The organism is Ferruginibacter paludis, assembly GCF_030409685.1.
Taxonomy (GTDB): domain Bacteria; phylum Bacteroidota; class Bacteroidia; order Chitinophagales; family Chitinophagaceae; genus Ferruginibacter; species Ferruginibacter paludis.
In genome coordinates, this window is record NZ_JAUFQJ010000008.1 from 125,920 (window position 1) to 143,504 (window position 17,585).

At 41.9% G+C, this 17,585-nt stretch carries 9 protein-coding genes and 1 tRNA gene; 5 read left to right on the forward strand and 5 right to left on the reverse strand.

Going from position 1 to position 17,585, the window contains the following annotated elements; translation table 11 throughout:
* Nucleotides 1-44: 44 nt before the first annotated feature.
* The 4 genes from QWZ08_RS15960 to QWZ08_RS15975 all read right to left on the reverse strand — a co-directional run bounded on the left by QWZ08_RS15960 (nt 45) and on the right by QWZ08_RS15975 (nt 7,146).
* Nucleotides 45-1,745, reverse strand: coding sequence for a RagB/SusD family nutrient uptake outer membrane protein (locus QWZ08_RS15960; protein ID WP_290338484.1), 1,701 nt, complete (start codon nt 1,743-1,745; stop codon nt 45-47).
* 48 nt (nt 1,746-1,793) lie between these two features.
* Complete coding sequence (locus tag QWZ08_RS15965) at nt 1,794-5,093, reverse strand: SusC/RagA family TonB-linked outer membrane protein (protein WP_290338485.1); 3,300 nt, start codon at nt 5,091-5,093, stop codon at nt 1,794-1,796.
* 110 nt (nt 5,094-5,203) lie between these two features.
* A complete protein-coding gene (locus QWZ08_RS15970; RefSeq protein ID WP_290338486.1) occupies nt 5,204-6,424 on the reverse strand; it encodes a FecR family protein in 1,221 nt (406 codons plus the stop codon).
* Between the two features lie 110 nt (nt 6,425-6,534).
* Complete coding sequence (locus tag QWZ08_RS15975) at nt 6,535-7,146, reverse strand: RNA polymerase sigma factor (protein ID WP_290338487.1); 612 nt, start codon at nt 7,144-7,146, stop codon at nt 6,535-6,537.
* Nucleotides 7,147-7,391: 245 nt separating this feature from the next.
* On the opposite strand from QWZ08_RS15975, the gene QWZ08_RS15980 reads away from it, so the two are divergent.
* Nucleotides 7,392-9,836 (forward strand): alpha-galactosidase, encoded by a 2,445-nt coding sequence (locus tag QWZ08_RS15980; protein ID WP_290338488.1) that lies wholly within the window; start codon nt 7,392-7,394, stop codon nt 9,834-9,836.
* Between the two features lie 93 nt (nt 9,837-9,929).
* Here QWZ08_RS15980 and QWZ08_RS15985 read toward each other — a convergent pair.
* Nucleotides 9,930-10,003 (reverse strand) — tRNA-His (locus QWZ08_RS15985).
* Between the two features lie 219 nt (nt 10,004-10,222).
* On the opposite strand from QWZ08_RS15985, the gene QWZ08_RS15990 reads away from it, so the two are divergent.
* The 4 genes from QWZ08_RS15990 (at nt 10,223) to QWZ08_RS16005 (ending at nt 17,550) form a co-directional block, all read left to right on the forward strand.
* Complete coding sequence (locus QWZ08_RS15990) at nt 10,223-10,831, forward strand: DUF445 domain-containing protein (RefSeq protein WP_290338489.1); 609 nt, start codon at nt 10,223-10,225, stop codon at nt 10,829-10,831.
* Between the two features lie 120 nt (nt 10,832-10,951).
* Complete coding sequence (locus tag QWZ08_RS15995) at nt 10,952-13,600, forward strand: TonB-dependent receptor (RefSeq protein WP_290338490.1); 2,649 nt, start codon at nt 10,952-10,954, stop codon at nt 13,598-13,600.
* 264 nt (nt 13,601-13,864) lie between these two features.
* Nucleotides 13,865-16,501, forward strand: coding sequence for a YfhO family protein (locus QWZ08_RS16000; protein WP_290338491.1), 2,637 nt, complete (start codon nt 13,865-13,867; stop codon nt 16,499-16,501).
* Complete coding sequence (locus tag QWZ08_RS16005; RefSeq protein WP_290338492.1) at nt 16,501-17,550, forward strand: class I SAM-dependent methyltransferase; 1,050 nt, start codon at nt 16,501-16,503, stop codon at nt 17,548-17,550. The genes QWZ08_RS16000 and QWZ08_RS16005 overlap by 1 nt, the downstream gene beginning before the upstream one ends.
* Nucleotides 17,551-17,585 lie beyond the last annotated feature (35 nt).

Sequence of the window (17,585 nt, forward strand, 5' to 3'; positions counted from 1 at the left end):
CGAAGTTGCTACTCTTTTAAAAATATACATTCCTTCCATCAAAATTAATACCCGGGATTTTGTTGAATCTTGGGATTGGATAAAATTACTGATGGCGGAACAGGCAACAGGTAAGTATGTTTGTCAGGATTATCCGCTGCTTTATCAGGAATTGTTCTGGCATCCAGGAAATGTCCAAAACGGATCATGTCCTGCCTGCGCACCATTTCCCAGGCCAGTTCTCTAGCTCTTTCTGCATACAAATTATTCAGTGTCAGGTCACTGCTTTTCCAGTCATGACTTGTACTTCCTGAATACGCACGCCTGCGTACTTCATTTACATTGGCAAGTGCATCATCCAGGTTGGTTCCGGCTCGAAGTTCTGCTTCTGCTTTCATCAGCAAAATATCTGCATAGCGAAAAACAGGTACATCATTGCTGATATTGTCACCCACATTTCCACCCGGTTCCGGCCAGTACTTGATGTTTCTAAGACCTGCCAACCTGAAATAAGGGGCAGGATTGGAGGCCAGGTACATGGTATCAAAATAAGCCAGTGGCAACCCGGACTGGTCATCATAGATTTTAATTGCACCGGGATTGGAGGGGCCAAGGCCGACAGGATCATTGTTACTGCTTGAATACAGGATGTTTTGATAAGGAGGATATGGAACACCTTTAACATACTGTTGACCGATCAGGAACTGCCCGGTACGCTGATCATTAAAGGTTCTGTACACATTGGTATTGCCATCCACAACTCTTTTTTCATACACTGATGTGGTATCATAAAAGCTATAGAATGGATGCGAAGTAGACATGCCATTGTTGCCCATTCCGTTTTGGCCAAAAGTATAAAACGCGTTATTAGCCATGACAGACGCCACCACAATATAGTTACCACCGCCTGCTGGTATAACACCCGCTTTGTAAGGCACCACAAAAATATTTTCAGTAGATGCTTCCTGCACTTTATCCCTGAAATTGTCAAAGTAAACTGGCATTAATGTATACCCTCCCGCTTTGATCGCATCGCATTGTGCTATGCACTCTGACAGTCTTGGCGTACCAGTATATATTTCTGCATTCAGGTATAATTTGGCCAACAGGCTGTGTGCAAAATACTTGTTCACCTTGCCATACTTTGTAATATCCGTTGCTGTAGAAAGTTCAGGCAGAGCTGCCGTTAATTCGGTCACCAACGAATCGAATACCTGTGCCTTTGGCAGCGTTACCACTGTAGTAGGATCTTGTTTAAAATTGGTAACGTAGGGTACATTTCCAAAAAGATCCAGCGCCAGGTAATAAAAATAAGATCGCAGGGCCTTCATCTCTGCAAGATCAGATTTGATGGTGGCTGGTGCCGGGCTCAAGCTATTAAGCGTGTAAATAATGTAATTGCATTTCCCAATGCCGCTGAAAATATCTCCCCATGCCCATTCATTTACGCCGCCGCTACCAGGCTTTTCGAGATGGTACCACATGTTCGTCCACATGCCGCCATCCCCCCAGTCACCACCACGGGTTGGTGTAATCATTTCATCAGATGAAATTTCATTTTCCCAATATACACCGGAGTTTCCGCCCAGTCCCTGCAAGGCAGCATACGCCGGCGACTTGCCGGCAGCAATCTGTTCGGGTGTTTGCCAGAAATTTTCATTTACAATCTGGCTGTAAACTTTGGTATCGAGTTTGGTGCAGCGCAGTACGGAAAGCGAAAGAACAACCAGCGCAACCAATGTTATATTAAATTTTAACTGTTTCATTTTTGTGTTTATTTAAGATTCAAAATTTGTTCACCCCGTGCGTCTCTATTATTTAAAAGAGATGTTTACGCCGATTGTAAGTGAACGCGATTTTGGATAAAAGCCTCCCCCTCCATTGTATGTTAAATCAATAAATGCTGGTGTTGCCTGGTTATCGACTGTTGCAATTTCCGGGTCCAGTCCTTTGTAAGGTGTTATCACAAAAAGATTGTTTCCGGAAACGTATAACCGCATGTTATCAATTCCTTTTATTGCAGGAAGATTATAAGACAAGGTCAGACTTTCAAGCCTCAGGTAAGATGCATTTTCCAGCCAGTAATCAGATGGCGTTGGATTATCTCTTAATCCACTGGTCACCGCTTCTTTTAATGTATTTACCGAAGGCAGGTTATTGTAATTGGCCAGGTTGAGGTTGGTATTGTTAAATATCTTCACACCAGAAACACCCCTGAAAAATACATTCAACGCCCATTGTTTGAATACCAGGTTGGATGAAAAACCATAGTTGAATTTTGGATAGGGATCGATGTACCGATTTTTGGCCTGCAGGTAATCTGTAGTGGTACCGCCGTCAGTTTCAAACTCGGACAAGCCCGCCGCTGTTTTGCCTACATAGTGTGGCAGAAAAAAAGTATACGGTGATTTTCCCACGATTAAAAAAGTGATGGGATTACCGCTTAGCCCTCTTCCGCTTGCTGAACCTACGGGTATATTATCAGTTGATAATTTTTGTCCGTTCCATGTTCCGGAAAGGCTGGTAATTTTTGTATTGATGGTAGTAATCTGTCCCCCAACTGACCAGGTTAAATCTTTTGAACGAATGATGTCGCCATTTAATTGAAGCTCTACGCCCTTATTGGTAAGGCTTCCCACATTGGCCAATACGGTGGATACAAAATTGGGCGGAACCTGCACAGTGTAGTTATACAGCAAGTGCCTGGTTTCATCATTAAAAGCGCTAAACGATCCCGTTAACCGGTTTTTAAAAAGGGCAAAATCAAAGCCAATATTTTTACCGTGCCTTTCTTCCCAAACCAGGTCTGGATTAGGGTTTTGATTGGGTGAAAAACCCACCGGATAAGGATTAGTTGTATTGGTAGGATCATAGGTAACACCCCCGCTGCTTAAAGTAGTAAGTGTATTATATGCACCAATGGCATCCTGGTTTCCTACCACTCCATAGCCTGCGTTAATTTTCAATTCATCCAGCCAGCTGACATCTTTCAGGAAAGATTCGTTCTTTAAACGCCAGGCAGCAGATATGGAAGGGAAGTTACCCCACCGGTGATTGATACCAAATTTAGACGAGCCATCGCGGCGAAAACTTGCCGTTAAGTAATACTTCGAGTTGTAATTGTAAGTCAACCTTCCCAGGAAAGAAATGATTTTATATTCTTCTTTATAAGAGTTGATGGCATTTAAACTTGAGTTGCCATTCTGCAATGAATTATCTCCATTGGCGTCTACGGCAAAACCTTTACCCGCAGCACTGTACGCATCGTACGAATAATAATTGTATTCATATACACCTGTGGCGGTAAAATTGTGTTTCCCAATACTGGTAATGTAATTTGCGTGCATATCGCCTTTTCTCGAATCCCTGTTGGAAGATGATTTAACGGCGCTGTTCAGGTTGTTCCAACCTGGAATTACTGGCAAATAATAATCTCCCTGTGTATTAAATTTAGTAAGTGATCCGGTAACACCAACTGTCAGGTCCTTCAGCAATTTATAATTGACAGTCGCGTATTCCTGAGTTAAGTGTTCTTTTGCCTTATTGGTTACCATGTTCTGCAGCAATACCGGGTTTTGGTAATTGTATTGATACACCGGGTTATCAGTGCCATCGGCCTGTTTAATGCGGATATAAGGAGGCATTACATACGCGTAATTAAAAATGTTCCTGTTTACCAGGTTCCTGTCGGTAGAAGTATTTACAATGCCTATCTGGATATTTAGTTTATCGTTTAGTGCTTTTTGTTCTGCATTCAACCGCAGACCCACCTGTTCTTTGCCGGTGTTGATTACAATGCCCTGCTGGTTTAAATAGGTTACGGAACCACGGTAATTAAATTTATCTGTTCCGCCCGTAATACCCACCGTGTGGTTGTGTGCAATGCCGGTACGAAGGATGGCCCCAACCCAGTCATTGGTTGTGCCGGCACTGCTGTTAGCTGTTTCAAGTTGCGCTGCATCCTGGCCAAGCTTCACTGCTTCAGCCAAAAATTCGGGTGTGCTCAGCAGGTCTGGCTTTTTAGCCACGGTTGAAGATGACAGGTATCCGGAGTAGTCAACCTGCATGCGTCCGCCACGCCCTTTTTTGGTGTTAATAATGATAACCCCGTTGGCACCACGGGAACCGTAAATTGATGTAGCCGATGCATCTTTTAATACATCGTAAGAAAGAATATCACCGGGAGGGATATTTGAAATCTGGTTGATGTCGTCTAGTATAACACCATCTACAACCGCCAAAGGACTTTGTCCGCCGGCCAGCGATGTTTGTCCGCGAAGCCTTATTACTACTGGCGAGTTGGGATCGCCATCAATTTTTGTAATCACCAGCCCGGCCACTTTTCCCTGTATCTGGTCCATAGGGTTTGTAACCAATCCCTGCGTAAAATCTTTTGCACCTATACTGGATACCGCACCGGTAACATCTTTTTTGCGGGCAGTGCCATATCCTACCACCACAACATCGCTCAATCCGGAGGCTTCGGGTTTCAGTGAGATATTGATAGTGGTTTGTTTTCCGATATTCACTTCCTGCGTGGCATACCCGACATACGAAACCACGAGTGTCCTGGCATTGTCAGGTGCGTCAAACGAAAAACTGCCATCTTCGGCCGTGGTGGTGGCTTTGCCAGATCCCTTTACCTGTACAGTTGCACCGGATAAAGGTTCGCCTTTTTCGTTTGTCACTTTTCCACTAATTGTAAAAATTTGCAACGGTGCATTTTCCACGGCAGTGCCAACCGCTTTTTCCGAAATAACAATCAGGCCCGACTCTTCAATCAACCTGTATTTAAGTTTTGTTGAAGCCAGCACGTCATTCAGCACCTGCGATACCGGCACATCATTTACAGTAACCGTTACAATATGACCTGACGGAATGATATCGTTACTAAAAGCAAAGCGGTAAGAGGTTTCCTTTTCTATGACTTTAAAAAATTTAGTAAGCTTTACTTCCTTCAGCGAAAGGCTGATTTTTACATCCTGGGAAAAGCCACCTGCACTTACCGACATGGCGCAGACCAGTAAAAGAATAGCCATTAATTTCATAACTCTAAGCAGTTTGATTAAGGGCGAGCGGAAAAACCGCCCCCCGTAAGCATGTTTGTTTTTCATACCTTCGTTTTAGTTTTAATTAAGAATAGGAACAGCTGTTTTTTGAAAGAGCCGGCTGTTCTGTAAATTTTAACTGACAGGGGGAATGTTACAGCATTCTCCCTTATTGTTTATTTGTACAATTTCACTTTGATTGTTTCTCCGGGGATGGTAACATAATTAAAACTGCGGGATTCTTTTAAAATCCCGAGTACCGAACCCAATTCTTCTTTCTCAAAAATTCCTGTAAACCGGTAATCCCTGATGGCGTCATCAGCGAATACTATTTTAACACCGTACCATCTTTCAAGCAAAATTGCAATGTCGGTAAAGCTCTCGTCCGTGAATACCAGTTTGTTTTCTTTCCAGGCAGTTTCAATAATATCTCCGTCATCCGTTTTGGTAATATCCTGCACACGGCTTTCCACTTGCGCTGTATTGATCCCTGTCTTGTTTTTTTCACCCACCACTCCATCCAGTAAAGATTCCTGTAATTTCCATTGAACTTTTTGATTGGGCTGTAACAGTACCCTGCGATGCTGCTCTTCCTTCAGTGTAACTTCCACCATACCCTTTATCAGCGAAGTTTCCGTAATTTTTTCGCCGGGGTATGCTTTTACATCGAATGCGGTACCGACAGCCTTTATGTCCATTGCTGTAGTATGCACAATAAAAGGAATATCCTGGTTATGTTTTACGTCAAAAAAAGCCTCCCCCTCCAGGAAAATATCCCTGGTTGAAATGCCATAGCCTTCGCCGATGGTTACCTTGCTGCCACCATTCAGCGTTACTACCGAGCCATCAGGTAATTGAAAATTTTTTCTTTCGCCATAGGCTGATAAAAATATCTTCCAAACCTCTTTTTTTTCGCTGCGGCTACCTCCATCATTGAAAATAAATAACAGCGCAACTGCGGCTACTGAAGCAGTCAGGGCAAACATGATTGATACAATGTTTCTTTTCTTCTTACTACCGGTATTCTTCATTTTTACAATAGCAGCGTCGGCCCCGGTGTTACCCGAGTGTTCTGTTAACCCAATGGTCTTTTCTTCGGATACATTTTCCTGTGTAACAGGTAAGATGGTATCAATATCAACAGGTCCGTCTGCAACCTGGTATATCTCCCCGGTTTTTTCATGAGTAAAAAGAGAAGCGATTATTTTGTCTGAAACGGCATCCGGCATAGCGGCATCCGGTATATAATCAGCCCAGGCCTTTTCCAACAGCAATTGCACTTGTTCATCAGTCAAACCTGCTGCCAGATGGGCCAGCTCGAGTTGTTGGTCAGGTGTAATCCTGTTACTAAAATATAACTCAACCAGCTGTTCAATTTTTGTTGATGGTATGGCCATGTATAATTATCGGAGGCAACGTATTATGTCAGCAGAATGCTACCAATTACGACGCCGTTACCTAATAAGACAAACAAGAGGAGATTTAAGACTAGTGTAAAACCAACTTTTTAAAAATAATTTTTAAAAAGTTGCATCAAAATAAATAATAGGGGGAGATGTTCAATTTCAAGCTTGTGGCGTAAATATTCCCTGATGGTTTTTATGGCCAGGGCCAGGTGATTTTTTACTGTATTGGGAGAAATTTTCAAAGCCATTGCTATTTCATCCTGTTTTAAACCCTGTTCCCTGCTTAGCTTAAATACCAGGTGCTGCTGCGCAGGCAGCCGCTTAAGCACTTCGTTAATTGATTGTTGTACTTCGTTGTGACTGATACGCTCTTCCGTGCACCTTTCAAAACCCTGTCTCCTATCCTGCATTTTCGACAGCATCAGGGTTTCATTGTTCATGCGCCTGAAGTAATTGACAACCTGGTTTTGAGCTACCGTAAAAATAAATGCGTTAAAGTTTTCTATTGTATCCAGCTGGCATTTGTTTTTCCACAATTTTAAAAATACATCCTGCACCATATCCTGCGCCAGCTCCGGACGGGCTGTAATCTTTAAAATATAACTGTATAACTTATGCCGGTATAAATAAAAGAGTTCAACAAATGCAGCTTCATTGCCATGAGCGGCAAGCTGCAACAAGTTTTTTTCTGTCTGAAGTTTTTCGTTTGGCAAAAAAGGTAGATAATTAGTATCCCAAGATATTGAATTTCCTTTCAAAACAACTCTTTCTAAAATCTATTATTGAAAGTTGGATGACGCAAACGTTTGTTCAATTTTACTAAACCCATCTCAGTTTATATTTAAACCAATTTCAACAATTGCAAACAGGCAAAAATATTTTCAGCAAAGATTTCTTCCAGATATTTTGTTCAATGCTGATTTGTTGACGGACAAAACTGCTGGTAAATCATAATACAATGAAAAAAATATACAATCTGGCTTTTGCACTGCATTTTGTTTTTCCATGTATAACACTATACATCAGCCAAAGCCAGGCACAAGTACCAACATTAATTACGGTTGGCACACAGCCTTTATCAACCCCTGTTATTGTTGCATATGCAGGCTGGACAATAACTGCTGATGCAACAAAAGGCAGTATCAATATTGTCTATGACAGTTTGGGTACACTATTGCAACATTTGCAGCTTAATATAGAAAATAACCAGCAGCTGGTTTCACTAAAGGGCTGGATGGCTGAAAAGACAAGTCAGCACCAACTTGCCATAAATGTAATTCAACCAGCCTGTGCCTTGCTTTTTGATTTGAATGAGCATTGTATAACTATATCATCGTCTTCTGCAAAGCTTGTATTGACTGCACAAGCACCTGCCAGCAACGACCGCATTATAGCCAATGTTATTGATACCAAAGGATCGCCTGTGACATGGACGGGCACTACTGAAGTGGTTGAAAATTTCGGGGGGACCGAAACCCGGACGCCCTCTTATCTTGCTTCTAAAAATCCGGAAGTGATGACCTTTACGCTCGGACAAGTTTCATCAGCCAACCTCCATAGTCTTTTTGATCGTGACCAAGATATTGCCATTGTTTTTTCAGATCAATCCCTGCTGCAAAGAAACCCACAGTACCCTGATCTGCTCATTGTAACAATTCCTGTTGCCGGAAACACCGTCATCCGCTTGCTTCCAGATTATTACACCCACACGTTGGGGCTACCTTTTTATTCCCGTTTTAATGATTCTGAGTTTCCTGTAGCGCCGGTGGTTTGGGGTAGCTGGACTTCTTACTACCGTGATACAAGAGAAAAAGACATTGTCCGCAATACGGATTGGCTTGCTGCCAACCTGAAACCATATGGTTTTAAATATGTACAAATTGATGACGGGTATGACAATGGCAAAGACAGTCTGCAACATGCCTGGATAGAAAATTGGGATAAACGTGGCTTGTTTCCAAAAGGGCCAAAATGGATGGCGAACTATATTAAATCTAAAGGCCTGCATGCCGGGTTGTGGCTTGTGCCCAACTCCTATGCAGGGGCTGTTACAACACACCCTGACTGGTACCTGCGTGACAAAAACGGTAAGCTGATTTTAGATTATGATACGCCAACACTGGATTTCACCCACCCCGGCGTTCAGCAATGGCTGCGAAAACTATTCGCCACATTAAAGGGCTGGGGTTTTGAATATTTTAAATTTGATGGCGAGTTTGCACTTCCAAAATATGCGCCTGTTGTTGATAAAACAAGACAATTTGATACCACAATTGATCCCGTGGTTTCCTATCGGAACAGGCTGCAGCTAATCCGGGAGATAGTTGGATCAACAACATTTTTAGAAGGCTGCCCTGCGGGAACGCCGCTGAACGGTATTGGATTTTTTAATTCTTATTTTAACGGAGCCGATGTTTACAATACCTGGCTGGGATCTTATGCCTTGTTTAATGCCATCAGTGCCAACGCGTTTTTAAACCACATTGCGGTGTATGTGATGCCCGGTGAAGGCATTGATGTATCTCCTTTCACCAGTTTGGCAGAAGCCAAAAAGAGAATGCCGGCCCGCTATATTTACACGGCAGAAACAAGTGAAGATTCGCTGAAAGGATTTGGTGTGTCTATGGCAGAGGCCCGGACACTTGTATCTTTTGTAGCATTGACAGGTGTTGTATATCCGCTTACGAGTATCATGCCTGCATTGCCGGAAGAACGGGCCGGGCTATTGAAGATGTCTATGCCAACGATGCCAATTTTACCTGCCGATTTATTTAGCCGCGGTTCCGACATGAGCAACAACACGCCCTGGGAATATTTTAAACACAGAACACCGGATACCTATATTCATAATTATCCCGAAATACTGAATCTGAAAGTAAATGCCCAATCGGGTATTTATGATGTAGTGGCATTCACCAATTGGCGAAACGAAAAAATTACAAGAAAAATTTCCTTTGCGGACAAACTAGGACTTAGCTCCGGCGCCGCTTATGTTGCCTTTGATTTTTGGAGACAGGAATTTGTGGGTGTTTTTCGCGACAGTTTAGCCCTGACTGTTGAAGCGCATGATACAAGGGTGTTGCAACTGCATCCGTTGCTCGGAAAGCCTCAGCTTATCGGAAACTCCCGTCATATTACAGGCGCTTTCTCTGTCCTCAGTTTACAGTGGAATGAAAAAGAAAACTCACTGGAGGGTGTATCTGAAACCATCCCTGGCGAAATGTACGACCTTTTTGTTTATGTGCCCGATGGATTTGATACTACAACGTTGACAGCAATCACTGGTAAAAACAAAATAGTTCAGGTAAAAAAGGAACTGACAGGGAATATACTTAAGTTAAGGTTTCAAGGTGAGCAGGCTCCCGTTAAGTGGCAGGTAAGGTTCAATCGAAATTTTAAATAATAAAAATTACAGGTATTATCAACCGCGTTATAGGCAACCCCAGAAAGAAAGAAAAAACCCGCTTAAGAAGCGGGTTTTGAAATCTTAAATGTGGGTAATCGAGGGGGCTCGAACCCCCGACCCTCAGAATCACAATCTGATGCTCTAACCAACTGAGCTACGACTACCGTTTTTTATCGGAGGGCAAAAATAGCAAAAAACTATTCCCGTTCAAAATTACATTTAAAAAAACAGCAAATTTATTTTACGGGGCTGCAGCATATCACGCATTATCCGCGGGGTACTACTTGATGGTACCAACTTTCAGCCTGCTTACTTAAATCCTTCAATACTGGACGCATTTTGTTGGTTATTATTTGTGTTTCTTTGCACTTCTAATTTAAATTATGAACTGGACAGGAAATATCATCACCATTTTACTTTCAACTTTTACCGGCTGGGTTACCACATGGATTGCTATCAAAATGCTTTTTCATCCAAGGAAACCAATCAAAATACTGGGCTTTAGTGTACAGGGCATTTTCCCTAAAAATCAACGCCTGATTGCTGAAAAACTGGGACAGGTAGTGGGAAAAGAACTGCTGAGCTTTGATGAGATAGAACAAAAAGTTACCGACCCGGAAAATTTACAAAAACTGCGGCCCGATATAGAGCAACACATTGATCATTTTTTGCGCAATAAGTTAATGGAAGTGTTTCCCATGCTATCGATGCTGATTGGTGAAAAAACAATCCTGCAACTAAAAGATGCCTTCCTGGCCGAACTGGAAACCCTTTTTCCGGTGCTGATGAAAAGCTATATGACCAAGCTGGAAAAAGACCTGGATCTGGAAAAAATTGTTACCGAAAAAGTGGCCTCCTTTTCGTCTGAGAAACTGGAAGATATTTTAAACCAGATTACAAAACGGGAATTTAAATTCCTTGAATTTGTCGGCGGCTTTTTTGGCTTCCTTATCGGACTTATAGAAGTAGCTGCGCACTTTTTTACCAACTGATTCATACAGATCAAACAATAACCCGGCAGAACTGTTACCACTCATCATTTCCCGATGCATTTTTTAATATTTACAGCAGAAATTTGCCTGCCGGTTATACATTTAATCAAATTCAATACGATGCGCAAACAATACTACCTGATTTTTTTTCTAAGCTTTTTGATGTTCTATTCGGCCGATACTTTGGCCCAATTTCCGGGTGCAGGCAATCGTGGCGGCGGACAAAATATGAATATGGGGCACTTTTATGGCAAAGTTGTGGACTCGGCCTCCAATAAAGGAATAGATGCTGCCAGTATTCAACTGATACAAAACAAATTGGATACCGTCACAAAAAAACGCAAAGATGTAATTGTATCCGGCATGCTAACCACTAAAAAAGGCGAGTTTAGTTTAGAGAACCTGCCTGTAATGGCCAGCTACAAACTAAAAATTACAGCCATTGGGTACAAACCGATTGAAAGAAAAATTGCTTTTGAAATTAATATGCAGGCGGCGAAAGGCGGCGATTACAGCAGCCTGTTGAATGCGGTTGATAAAGATCTTGGCAATATAAAAATGGAAACAGATGCCCAGCAGTTGCAGGATGTAACAGTTACCTCGTCCAAACCATTGCTTATAATGAGTATTGACAGAAAAATATTCAATGTTGAAAAAAATATTACCAGTACCGGCGGTACCGCGGTGGATGTTATGAAAAATGTGCCCAGTGTAAATGTAGACATTGATGGCAATGTTACACTGCGTAATGCTAGTCCACAGATATTTGTGGATGGAAGACCGACCACGTTAACGTTAGATCAGATCCCTGCAGATGATATTGCTACAGTAGAAATTATTACCAATCCTTCGGCCAAATTTGATGCATCCGGTGGCGGTGCAGGCATCCTGAATATTGTGCTGAAAAAGAACAGGAAAGTGGGTTACAACGGCAATATAAGAGCGGGTTTGGACAGCCGGGGAAAACCCAGTTTCGGCGGAGATATCAATGTAAAACAAGGAAAAGTAAATCTTTTCGCAAGCGGATTTGTTGGTTTTAGAAAAAGTAAAAGTACCGTTAGTACAGAACGTACTGATTTTTTGAAAGGTGCAACTGCTAACCTGCTGCAAAAAAGTGCGCCGGTGGGCACAGGCGCCTTTGGATTTGGCAGAGTGGGAATGGATTACCTGCTGGATAACCGCAATACCATCACCATTGCTGGCAATTATAACCGGGGAAGATTTAATAATGTTGATTTACTGCACATCAACAGGGATACTGCTTACGACACTTACAGCAGTTCGGATTACGGCACACGAAATACCGATGGCACATTTAACTTCAGAAATTACGGATCTTCCGTGAGTTACAAGCATAATTTTGCCAAACCCAATAAGTACATTACGGCTGATGCCAATTATAATTACAGCAAAAACGATAACATCAACAATTTAAGTTCCCAATACTTTAACCTGGACCATAGCCCTAAAACTGCCGTGCTTAACCAACGTTCGCAAGGTGGTGGCAACAGCAAATATTTCACCGCTCAAACAGATTACTCTGACCCTATCAATGAAACGACAAAGCTGGAAGCCGGGGCAAGGGTAGCCATTCGTAATTTTTACAGTGCCAACGATAATTTTTTCCAGGATCCGGTGAGTGGCGATTTTATTTCTCTTCCTTCGCTCAATAACAAGTACCAGTTCAAAGACCAGGTGCTGGCTGCCTACGCAACATTTTCCCAGCAAATAAAAAAGTTTAGTTACAATGTAGGTTTGCGGATAGAGAGTTCGAAGTACGACGGATCATTGCTGACAACAGGAAAATCATTTTCAAATAAATATCCTTTTAGTTTATTTCCAAGTGCATTTGCCACCTATAAGTTAAACGATAAACAGGATGTACAATTAAATTATTCCAGGAAAATCAACCGCCCCAATTTTTGGCAACTGATTCCCTTTATTGATTATACCGATTCGCTGAATTTGAGCCGTGGAAACCCTAACCTGGTACCAGAGTTTACCAACCTGCTGGAACTGGCATATCAAAATCAGCTAAGCAAAGGACACAATTTACTTACCACTATCTACTTTAAAAATACCAATAACCTGATAGCAAGATTCCAGGAACAAATATTGAATCCTAACCCGGCTAAAGTTGACAGCGTGATTATTTCTTCTTATGTAAATGCTTCCAAAACCTACACGTACGGAATTGAACTGATCAGCAGGGACCAGATTGCAAAAGCCTGGGACATTACCAGCAACTTTAATCTCTATCAGTCTACCATTAATGCAGGAAATATTCCCGGTGGAGTGAGTAGTAACCAGGTAAGCTGGTTTGGCAAACTGAATAACAATTTTAAGCTGCCAAAAAATTATTCCATTCAGTTAAGCGGCGATTATCAGTCCAAAACATTGATTGCCGGCGGAGGACGCGGTGGCGATGGCGGAGGCCGTTTTGGCGGAGGAAGTCAACCATCGACGCAAGGATACATCAAGCCTTTTTATGGAGCGGATATTGCCATCAGAAAAGACTTTCTAAAGAACAATGCGGCTTCTTTAACGCTTCAGTTCAGCGATATTTTCAGGACCAGGTTAAATAGTACGCATTCTGAATCGGCTTATTTTATACAGGATTATGACCGCCGCAGAGATCCACAGGTATTGCGCTTGAATTTTAACTGGCGCTTTGGTAAAATTGATGCCAGCCTGTTTAAACGCAAAAACATAAAGGGCGAAATGGAGAATATGCAGAACAATAATCAGCAGGGTGTGAACGGGCAGTAACTGCGTCTCCTAAAGGGAGTAGCTCGTCTTTGCCGGTTATTGTAAAGCTTACATATTTTGAATTGACGCTTTTCATACGCCATCTTTGCTGCCGTAAAAGCTGCCTGAAAATAGGTGGTAAAAGTGTGCGACGCCACTGAAGTTGCACATAGCTTCGCAGCCCGGACAATATTTTTTTATATTAAAAGCGGTACTTATAAAGTGCCGCTTTTTTGCTTACAAATATTTTAAGTTAATTTGCTGCCTCATAATCAAAAGCGTTCGATGAAGAATTTAAATGTAAAGAAGATTTTGCCGCATGTTATTGCCATTGTGGTGTTTTTACTGGTTGCCGTAATTTTTTGCAAACCGGCCCTTGAACCGGGTGTGGTAATGCAGCAAAGCGATTTTACGCAGGCCGATGCCATGAAGCACCAGAGTGTACTATATAAAGAAGCGCACGGTACGTATCCCCTTTGGGTTACCAGTATGTTTGGTGGCATGCCGGCTTACAATATTATTTATGAAGGCTTTTGGTCCCCTTTTTATTATGTAGACAAAGCCTTTCAGTTTTGGTTGCCCAAACCACTCAACTTTTTCTTTTTAAGTTGTATTTGCTTTTACATTTTATGTATGTGCATGCGCATACGACCGTATGTGGCAATATTAGGTAGCCTGGCTTTTGCATACAGTACGTTTAGCCCGATACTCGCCGCTGCGGGGCACGATACCGAATTGCTTGCACTGGCTTATGCACCGGCCCTGATCGGTGGGGTTATTTTGTTATTCAATAAAAAGTACATCAGCGGATTTGTTTTTACAGCCCTATTCGCCACTATGCACCTGATGCAAAATCACCAGCAGATCAGTTATTATACATTAATGATCATTGCAATCATGACCCTGTTTTTTGCTGTAAAGTGGATAAAGGAAAAAGATACCAAACATATGCTGAAAGCGATTTCACTGGCAATTGGCGGCGCTGCAATCGGCGCTATGATTAATGCCATTTTGTTGTTGCCGGTAGTAGATTATGCCAAATACTCCAAGCGGGGAGGCGTTTTGGTGATGGATGGTAAATCCGAAGGCAAAACAGCCGGCGCTGACAAAAATAAAACGAATGGCCTTTCAAGAGATTATGCCTTTCAGTGGAGTTATGGTAAAATGGAATCCCTCAGCTTATTATTTCCAGGTATAACCGGCTATGGCAGCCACGCTAGTGAACGGGACCAGGACTACAGCATTTTTCCTAAACTGTCTGAAACTTCGAACGTAAGTAAGTATTTACAGGAGACATTAAATGTGCCCGAAGACCAGGCTGGCAATATCGCGACAAACCTTTCTACCAGTATTTACTGGGGCGATAAGCCTTTTACAACCGGCTCCAATTACCTCGGTGCGTCTATTTGTTTTCTATTTATATTGGGTATGTTTTTGCTGGACAACAAGCATAAGTGGTGGATTTTTACTGCCAGCATCGTGGGTATTATCCTGGCGATGGGCAAGAATATGCCACTGATCAATAATTTTTTATTTGATTATCTCCCTATTTATAATAAGTTCCGAACGCCTGAAATGGCCCTGGTTATTCCCCAAATTTTGTTTCCCATTTTGGCCGTGCTTACCACACAAAAGGTGTTAGACAATGATGATCCGCAAATGCTGAAAAAATTAAGGCTCAGCGTATTTACTATAGCGGGCATTTTTGTAATTGCGGGTTTATTATATTTTACCCTTGATTACAGTAAGGAGAATAAGGAAAGAACCGCTGCTGTGAATGCCGCGTTTGCCACACCGGACAGTACGCTCAACGGCAAAATGCAGGAGATCAACCAAAAATTTGAACCACTCGTAGATAACAGGGTGTATGAGAATTTTTTACAGCAAAGCAAGGGAGATACAAAAGTGGCCCGTGCGGTCGTTACTGCATTGCGTAAAGACAGGCAAAACTTTTTGGGTGGGGATATTTTACATTCCCTCTTGTTTGTTGCACTTACCGTTGCACTTATTGGTCTGTTTATTTATAGAAAGATTAATGCGGTAATTGTTTTGATTGGACTTCCGTTGCTGACAGCGCTGGATCTTATTCCATTTGACACGCATTACATCAACGAAAAAAGTTTTGATAATGCCGAAAAATATCATGCCAATGAGTTTCCGCAGAGCAACGCAGACCTGTTTATATTAAAAGACAAAGATCCCAATTTCAGGGTATTTAATGTAAGCGGCAGTGACCCGTTCCAGGAAGCTAAAACATCTTACTACCACAATTCTATTGGTGGATATCATCCGGCGAAACTGGGCATTTATGATGACCTGATTACCTACCAGTTAAGCGGTCAGCCTAATCTTTCGGTGCTGAACATGCTCAATACAAAATACATCATTCAGCCCAACCAAAAAGGCGATAATACTACTGCGCAGGTTAACATGCAGGCGCTTGGTAATTGCTGGTTTGTAAAGGGTGTCAGATTTGTAAACGGACCGGTGGAAGAGATGAAAGCGCTGGATAATTTTGATCCGAAAGACACGGCGATCATCGACAACAGCTTCAAAAATATCATTACCGGTTTTGCACCTGCAGACAGCGCCGCCAGCATTAAACAGACTGCTTTTGAAAATATGGCTATCAAATATGAGAGCAACAGCAATGCAGCCAATGTGGCCGTATTCAGTGAAATATATTACAAAGACTGGAACGCTTACATTGATGGAAAATTAACACCGATTGCCAAAGCAAATTATGTTTTAAGAGCCCTGTTGATACCAGCCGGTAAACACACCATTGAATTTAAATTTGAACCGAAAGTGTATAAAACCAGTTACACCATTTCTTTGCTGGCTACATGGCTGCTGGTGATTTTATTGATTGGTTACGCCGCTTATGTATTTAAGCAAAGCTGCAAGCAAATTGAGCAATAATGGCTGCTGAGCAATCTGATTTTATCTTTTTGAAAGGTGATGATGCCTTGGCTGTTGCTGTCAATCGTAAAGCTGCTGAACTATTCAGGCTGTTGAAAAACTTTGATGCTGCAAGCCTGGACATTGAAGCGCATTTTAAGGATTATTTCATTCAGCACCATTTAGGCAGACGCTTGTATTTTTCAATTCAGAATAGTGCCCATATCATATACGAATCTGTAAAAAAAACAGGGCTTAAAATTGAAGAAATAAGCATAGTCGATTATGGCGCAGGGCTGGGTACGTTATACTTGCTGGGGGGAATGATCGGTTTTAAAAGAATGATATACAATGATTATTTACCAGGCTGGAGAGATACCGCAATTAAGATCAGTAAAGCGTTACAAATTAAAGTAGATGGTTTTGTTACGGGTGACATTGATGATGTGACCAGGTTTGCATCCGCAGAAAATTTTGTATTCGATATCATTGCTTCGAGAAATGTGATTGAGCATATTTACAGTCTTGATTTTTTTTATGAAGAATTGTATCGTCACAATCCGGCAGCTGTCGTCTTCTCCACTACTTCGGCCAATTTCCACAATCCGGCAATGCGACTGAAGCATTATTTGCTGCACAGAAAAATCGAGAAGGAACAGTACAGGCCGCTTCGGATAAAAGAGCTGCAAAAACTTTGGCCCGATATTACCGACAAGCAATTACAGCAACTGGCTTATTTAACAAGAGGCAAAGCAAACAAAGATTTTACAAATGCGATAGATGACTACAAAAAAAACAAACCTGTTACACCCGTACAATTTTTAAGAAGCAACACCTGCATCTGTACTTATGGTTATTGGTGCGAACATTTATTGGCAAAGAACGAGTACAAAATAATCATCAATAAAGCAGGGTATTGCATGGATTTTACCGCCGGTTACTGGGATACTAATTACCAATCAGCGGTTATGAATTTGCTTGCAAAATGGTTGAATAAACTGATCAATATAAGCGGCGCACAAGGAATTTTCTTTGCACCTTTTGTAAATATAATAGCATACAAATGCTGATGCTATCACCCTTGCTTTAACTGAACTTTAAAATA